This window comes from Vibrio sp. 10N.222.51.C5 (assembly GCF_041474575.1).
GTDB classification, from domain to species: Bacteria; Pseudomonadota; Gammaproteobacteria; order Enterobacterales; family Vibrionaceae; genus Vibrio; species Vibrio crassostreae_C.
In genome coordinates this window covers 1-6,716 of the sequence record NZ_JBFRUJ010000004.1, presented here as the reverse complement: position 1 = coordinate 6,716, position 6,716 = coordinate 1, and the positions used below count along the sequence as shown (strand labels likewise).

Below are 6,716 nucleotides of genomic sequence, written 5' to 3'. Positions count from 1 at the left end.
GAATACTGACTTCAAAACTAATATTTACCGCTCTTTCGAAAAAGAACAGAAACATGTAATTCTAAAGCTATTACCATTCCAACAGAATGGTAATGAATTGACTGTGCCAAATAACCGAAGTTATTTGTATTGGTCACTCAGTTCATTGAAATCAATTTTGATTCCGAAGAATCTGTTTTATCTAACGATAAAACGTTTTGATATTCATCAACGAGTGCCCACACAGATTGATAGGTTTAAATTGTTAAAGAGCGCTAGCGTTTTGTGATTCACATCTCAGTCGCCAGGGGTGCGTACTATACCTGCACCACTTTGAGAGTCAAGGGTTATTTTCAAACTCTTTTTCTCTACCGATTTCGCTGTGTGACTTTCGTCTCACTCCGTGTCGGTGAGGCGGCATTATAGAGAGATTGAGATGGAGCACAAGGGCTTTTTGAAATAAAAGTTTTGTTCGCCTAAAAAGCCACCAGATCCGCATTTTTCGAATAAAAACTAAACATTTGAGACGTATCACAGCAATACATTGGAAAAATGGAAGCCATGAACGTAAGATTCATGTGTCTATTTTGTTAATGGTAGATGCGTCTATTTCGTTTATTAATATGTAGTATTCCGATATGAACTCAAAAAAATCGATGTTGTTAATTGTCGCACTGGCTGTATTAGGCGGCATTGTTTTCTCTCAGGTAGATATATCGCCTGCAATTACCTTTATCCTTGGTGTCTTGGCTTCCGCTTTTGTTGTTAACTTTTCAAGCACCGACTCAAAATCAGATTCAGAACCTAAGGCTTCAACCAAAACACTTTATGTGGGTAACCTTCCATACAAAGCGAACGAATCACATGTACGTGAATTATTCTCAGAGCATGGTGAAGTATTTGCAGTACGTTTAATGAAAGACAAACGTACTGGTAAAAGAAGAGGCTTTGGATTTGTTGTTATGGCAAGTAATGATGTGAATCATGCAATCTCTGCACTTAACGATAAAGATTACATGCAACGCACTTTAAAAGTACGTGTTGCAAATGATCCTAAACATCCTGAAGCGGACGAATCTGAACTGAGCTAAACCCTAACTGCTTTAACATACTATTTAGTGCACTTTCTTTTTTAGGAAGTGCACTACAAAAAACTTCACGTACTCCCCCTTCTTTATTAACGCTTTCCAAACCCAACAAATCTTGAACCCGCTTAGCTATCGCTTTACCAGAATCTATCAGCACTACACTTTCACCTAGTACTTGTTGAATCTCTGATTTGATCAATGGGAAATGAGTACATCCTAATACAGCCACATCAATTGTGTTGATCATCGGCTGAAGGATTTGCTGTAACTCTTCAAGGCTAATCTCCTCGCCTCTGAGTTTATCTTCGGCCATATCCACCAGCCGAGTAGAACCCAACAGCTCTACTCTTTTATTACTCGAGAAGTTTTTGATGAGCTCGTGTGTGTATTCACGAGTAATCGTCGCGGGAGTCGCAATAAGGCCAACCGCTTTATTAGCCAGTAACGAAGCAGGTTTGATTGCCGGGACTACGCCGACAATAGGGATAAGGTTATTAGCGCGAAGTGTCGGCAGGACTATCGTACTGGCCGTATTACAAGCTATCACCACAATATCAATAGCGTGACTCGCCACAAAACTGGCGACGATATTTTGGACTCGCTGAATGAGGACTTGCTGGTCGAGCTCACCATATGGGTAAGCCTCGTTATCGAATACATAGATATAGTTGTGATTTGGTAGTAACTGGCTTATCTCTTTATATACAGACAGACCGCCAACTCCAGAATCAAAGACCAATATGTTTTTTTGTAGACTATCCGACACAACGATTACCTATAATAAGTTTCGCTGCAATGATACTCCTTCGCTTAGTTTTCGCCAATCCTCACTCTATATAATGCAAGCCTGATAGCGTTGATGAACAAAACGCTCACCTTGCTCTACATTTTCTAACTCTATCTTGAGCTTTCCTTTAAAACACGGTGCTGACGTCACTAGTGTATGGAACTCACCATCTTCTCCACATGGGTCGACGTGACTTGGCAAACTGTCTATTAGTTCAGGCGTGTATTCTTTCCCGCAATAGCTCATATCTAGTGCATCTCTATCAACTGTGACGAGTAAGGTTTCGATTCCTCTGTTTATTATCTCACTAGCAAGAGCCTGGCTACTCTCTCCCATTAGTGGAAACACACACTCCCAGCCAGCCGGTTCTATATAGCTTTTTCTATAGTCGGCAATGCCATTGCAAAACATATCGCCGAATGCCACGGCATCAATTGATAAACCCGACCCTTTAAGCGCCGTAACAATCGTACTTTGATAGATCTCGTTACTTGGGAAGACTTCCGGCAGCTCAATAGTTATTAATGGCAAGCCGATCAATGTTGCCTGCATTTTGACAACCTCGATTGGCGTGACTTGGAAAGGAACCTCATCTCCAACATACGTAGTATAGAGAGCAACAACTTCATACTCGGTGCTTTCAAGTAGACGTTCTAGGGTTAATGTAGAGTCTTTGCCTGACGACCAACTTATGACGACTTTCTTTTTCATTGATATATCCAATAAGAAAAAACCGCCCGAAGGCGGTTTAGGTGAAAATTAGAATTGGTAAGTAGCATTTACGTAATATGTACGCTCTGGAGATGGGTATCCACCAGCTGTCTCGTACTCTTCATCAGTAAGGTTCTCGACTCGACCATTTAAAGTAAGATTTTCATTTGCATAGTAGTTAACTGAAACATCAAACAAACTGTATGCAGCCAACTCTTCAGAGAAATCTGGTCGTGCTCCTACGTATTGGTACCCCAATGACAGATCAACATCATCGAAACTAGCTACCGCGTTATACTTATAAATCTTCTTTGCGCGGCGAACTAACTGCTCACCAGATTGATCTTCGGGGTCTTGAAAGTTAGCGCTCACTTCATGATTAATAAAGCTAGTATCAAATCCTACGACCATTTCCACACCACGTAGTTGGCTTTCGCCATCAGTATTGTAGTACTTGCTTGTCGCGTAGTTATAATCTATTAAGTCTTCGACGTTCGTATCATAGCCAGTAATCGACCAATCAACATCCTTGATTAAGCCACCAAAAGTCAGTTCAAATGAATCTGCCTTTTCAGCTTCTAACTGTGCATTACCGTAGTAGCTATATAGTTGATACAAGTTAGGTGCTTTGAAGGATGTGCCATAAGCTGCTTTTACAACAAGCCACTCAGCATAACGATAGCCTAACCCTGTGTTGTAAGTAGTTTCTGTACCAAACTGCTCATTGTCATCAACACGAAGACTCAGTTCTCCGAACACTTTATCCGCATCTGCGTTTAATGCAGCGAAGTACGCAACATTCGTTCTGTCGTATTCAGTATTCGAAGGCTTAACAATATAAGCCTCATCACGCCAATCTACACCACCACTAAGAGTCAGTGACGACGTTAGTTTGTATGAATTCACCCATTGAACATTTAGCTGTTCAAGCTCATCAGATGTTGCTGACGCTGAGTTCTTGCCTAAAGACTGTTCGTAGTTCCAGTTATCTTGATTCTGATAGTTAACTAAGAAATCAGACTTAAGTTCACTGCCACTATATTTAACACCAGTAGCAAAGGTCGAATTTTGAACTTCAGCTTCTTTGTAAGAATGGTCTGTACCAAATGAACCATCGTACTGAGAAATGGTTTCAAACATACGGAAATTCGCGAAGCCACTCCATTGCTGATCAAAATTATGAACATAACCAATTAGAGCATTGCGTGATTCAAAACCATGGCGATCACCATCATTAACACCTGGTAATGGATGAACGTTGTATCCCTCATCGGAATCGTAACCAACAGATACGTTCAAGTGACCATTTTCACCGACCTTAGTACCACTAACAAAGCTCAGCTCTTGGTAATCTAAGCTTCCTAAACCTGCACTAACTGCCGTTTTTTCATTGTCAGAGTTTGCAACAGTAATAATGTTGATAACACCGCCGATAGCTTCTGAGCCATACATAGCGGCACGAGCTCCTCGAACGTATTCCACTCGGTCAACGAATGTAATTGGTAACTGGCTAAAATCGACACCACCCTTTGCAGCTCGCGCAAAACGAATACCATCAATGAGAACAAGCACTTGATCAGAATTAGCACCACGAACAAAGATCGAAGCTTGCTGTCCTCGGCCTCCATTTTGTGAAACCTGAATACCCGTCAATCGTCTAAACACATCTGTTAGAGACTTAGCTTGAATTCGATCGATATCTTGGCGTGTTACTACTTCAACTTGAGCGACAACACTTTCCGTGCTTTGCTCAAAACGGTTAGCCGTAACCACCATGGTTTCGTCGGCAGAGGCTTCTTGGGCGTGTAAATTGGAGATAGGTGAAAGCAGCGATGCTACAGCTATCGCTAAAAGGGATTTGTTCATGTTGTTATCCTAAATCGCGTAAATTCCTACCAAACCACATCTTATGGTTTAGCTACTGGCAGGTATTCGGACTCAAGAGCACAACCTTTTGGTTACCTTATATTCGACTTCCCACAAAAAGCTATTTGCAGTGTCTTGTGAATACTTGTTCTCTTTTACCGCTGCGCGTCAGTTCTGGATTCACACCAGATTCCCTCTTCAGCCATCTATACATCTAAATGGCACCAGCTTGCCGAAGATAGTATTGACCTCTGAATCATTTGTCTAGTCTAAGATAGTTATAAGCTATAGTTTTCATGGCCTATTTACACTGATTGGCTCTCAACACTGGACAAGCGCCTGTGATTGAATAAAATCTGCGCTCTTGATTTAAAAGCACGACAGCAAAAGGCATAACAATGGCGAATTTAGATGTAAACCCGCAACGCTACCAAGAACAACTGGCAGAAAAGACTGAGCGTCTTACTGAAATGTTCTCAGAATATAATGTGCCTGAGCTGGAAGTGTATGAATCTCCAGAACAACACTACCGCATGCGTGCTGAGTTCCGCGTGTGGCATGAAGGTGACGATATGTATTACGTCATGTTCAATCAAGAGACCAAAGAAAAATATCGTGTAGACCAGTTCCCTGCTGCTAGTCGTCTTATCAATGACTTGATGCCTTTGTTAGTCGATGCAATGAAGGACAACCATTCTCTACGCCACAAGCTATTCCAAGTAGACTTCCTATCTACACTAAGCGGCGAAATTTTGGTGTCACTGCTTTACCACCGTCAATTGGGTGAACAGTGGATTCAAGATGCTAAAGCACTTAAACAGCAATTAAACGATGAAGGTTTCAATCTAAACCTGATTGGCCGTGCGCGTAAGATGAAAATCGTACTAGACCGCGACTACGTCATTGAAAAGCTAGACGTGAATGGTGACAGCTACATCTACCAACAAGTAGAAAACAGCTTTACTCAACCAAACGGCAAAGTAGCAGAGAAAATGTTGGAATGGGCTGTCGATTGTACTCAAGACAGCAAAGGCGACTTACTTGAGCTTTACTGTGGTAACGGTAACTTCTCATTAGCGCTAGCACAAAACTTCGAGCGTGTACTGGCAACTGAACTGGCGAAACCGTCAGTAGAATCTGCGCAATACAACATCGCTGCGAACAACATTGAAAATGTTCAGATCATCCGTATGTCTGCAGAAGATTTTACTGTAGCAATGGAAGGCAAGCGTGAGTTCCGTCGTCTACAGCAAGCGAACATCGATCTTAAGAGCTACAACTGCAACACTATCTTTGTTGATCCACCGCGTTCAGGTATGGATGTTGATACTTGTAAGATGGTTCAAGGCTACGAGCGTATCATGTACATCTCTTGTAACCCTGAAACATTGAAAGAGAACCTAGACATCCTAAGCGAAACGCACGACATCACTCGTTTTGCTCTGTTTGACCAGTTCCCTTACACGCACCACATGGAAGCGGGTGTACTGTTAGAACTTAAAAAACAAATAGTTACATAAATCCCACCACCTGAATATCAACTATGGGTACGGCTTGGGGTACGGCACTAGCTATGATGGTGCAATTTAGTATCCCAACCAAAAACCATTAATACTAATGATTTTCATTATCAATTGATCGTATTTACTTCTAATCTAATATATTTCAAACACATATCACTTCTATGTATCCACCAGCATAGGAGTTCATTATGCCCACCTCGATTATTCAATTAATTTCAATTGTACGCTTTCATCCGACACCAGATGCCCAAGCTACTCATACAATCAACTCACCTTAAAGCCTAGCGTGTAGAGCTTCGTCTCTTGCTATCAATAGAGTGAGAGTGACTTGTTCCAAGATCGTTATACCGTCACCTCTATTTTGATCCGCTTCGCTAAAGGTACGCACGATGAGTAAATCTACTCATGTGAGCACTCGCCAGCATATGGTATTAGCACTTGAGTTATACAAGCGCATACCGTATTGGCATAAAGTCACGGCTTCTGAGCTCAAAGTACAGCTTCAGGAGATAGGTATTGATAGAGATATTCGAACGATTCAACGTAACCTTGATGTGTTACTTGAGTATTTTGATATTGACCGAGATACTCGTGATAAACCTTATGGATACCAACGAAAGCAAGCCAAATCTCTTGTTGGCTGTGGTACTCAAGAAGCACTACTGTTGTGTCTGGCTGAGTCTCACTTCCACTATTTAATCCCTACCCATATCTCTAATACTCTTCAGTCGTTATTTGAAGATGCTAGGGCGTGTTGATCTT

At 41.6% G+C, this 6,716-nt stretch carries 6 protein-coding genes and 1 riboswitch; of the genes, 3 read left to right on the top strand and 3 right to left on the bottom strand.

The features are described 5' to 3' along the window. Positions 1–617 precede the first annotated feature (617 nt). The gene (locus AB4558_RS00730) at positions 618–1,070 is read left to right on the top strand and encodes an RNA-binding protein (RefSeq protein ID WP_017061054.1); all 453 of its coding nucleotides are present in this window, start codon (positions 618–620) and stop codon (positions 1,068–1,070) included. Here AB4558_RS00730 and murI read toward each other — a convergent pair. From murI to btuB, 3 genes are read right to left on the bottom strand one after another with little or no spacing between them, the layout of a single operon-like run. Continuing rightward, entirely contained in the window at positions 1,033–1,839 is an 807-nt protein-coding gene (murI, locus tag AB4558_RS00725; protein WP_372072752.1) for a glutamate racemase, read from the bottom strand. The two genes, AB4558_RS00730 and murI, sit on opposite strands and share 38 nt — an antisense overlap. 60 nt (positions 1,840–1,899) lie before the next feature. Then, complete coding sequence (locus tag AB4558_RS00720) at positions 1,900–2,565, bottom strand: ATPase (protein ID WP_017063778.1); 666 nt, start codon at positions 2,563–2,565, stop codon at positions 1,900–1,902. Between the two features lie 48 nt (positions 2,566–2,613). Then, positions 2,614–4,431, bottom strand: coding sequence for a TonB-dependent vitamin B12 receptor (btuB, locus tag AB4558_RS00715; protein WP_372072750.1), 1,818 nt, complete (start codon positions 4,429–4,431; stop codon positions 2,614–2,616). A gap of 39 nt (positions 4,432–4,470) precedes the next feature. Then, a riboswitch (cobalamin riboswitch) is annotated at positions 4,471–4,675 on the bottom strand. A gap of 154 nt (positions 4,676–4,829) precedes the next feature. Between btuB and trmA the strand changes: the two genes are divergently transcribed. Both trmA and AB4558_RS00705 read left to right on the top strand, forming a co-directional pair. After that, positions 4,830–5,951: a tRNA (uridine(54)-C5)-methyltransferase TrmA gene (trmA, locus tag AB4558_RS00710; RefSeq protein ID WP_372157670.1), complete on the top strand. Its 1,122-nt coding sequence runs from the start codon at positions 4,830–4,832 to the stop codon at positions 5,949–5,951. Positions 5,952–6,343: 392 nt separating this feature from the next. Further along, positions 6,344–6,712, top strand: a complete 369-nt coding sequence (locus AB4558_RS00705; RefSeq protein WP_372157668.1) for a hypothetical protein — start codon at positions 6,344–6,346, stop codon at positions 6,710–6,712. Positions 6,713–6,716 lie beyond the last annotated feature (4 nt).

Coding starts and splice junctions, on each gene's coding strand:
- AB4558_RS00730 (WP_017061054.1), top strand. CDS start 618: ATGAACTCAAAAAAATCGATGTTGTTAATTGTCGCACTGGCTGTATTA.
- AB4558_RS00720 (WP_017063778.1), bottom strand. CDS start 2,565: ATGAAAAAGAAAGTCGTCATAAGTTGGTCGTCAGGCAAAGACTCTACA.
- btuB (WP_372072750.1), bottom strand. CDS start 4,431: ATGAACAAATCCCTTTTAGCGATAGCTGTAGCATCGCTGCTTTCACCT.
- trmA (WP_372157670.1), top strand. CDS start 4,830: ATGGCGAATTTAGATGTAAACCCGCAACGCTACCAAGAACAACTGGCA.
- AB4558_RS00705 (WP_372157668.1), top strand. CDS start 6,344: ATGAGTAAATCTACTCATGTGAGCACTCGCCAGCATATGGTATTAGCA.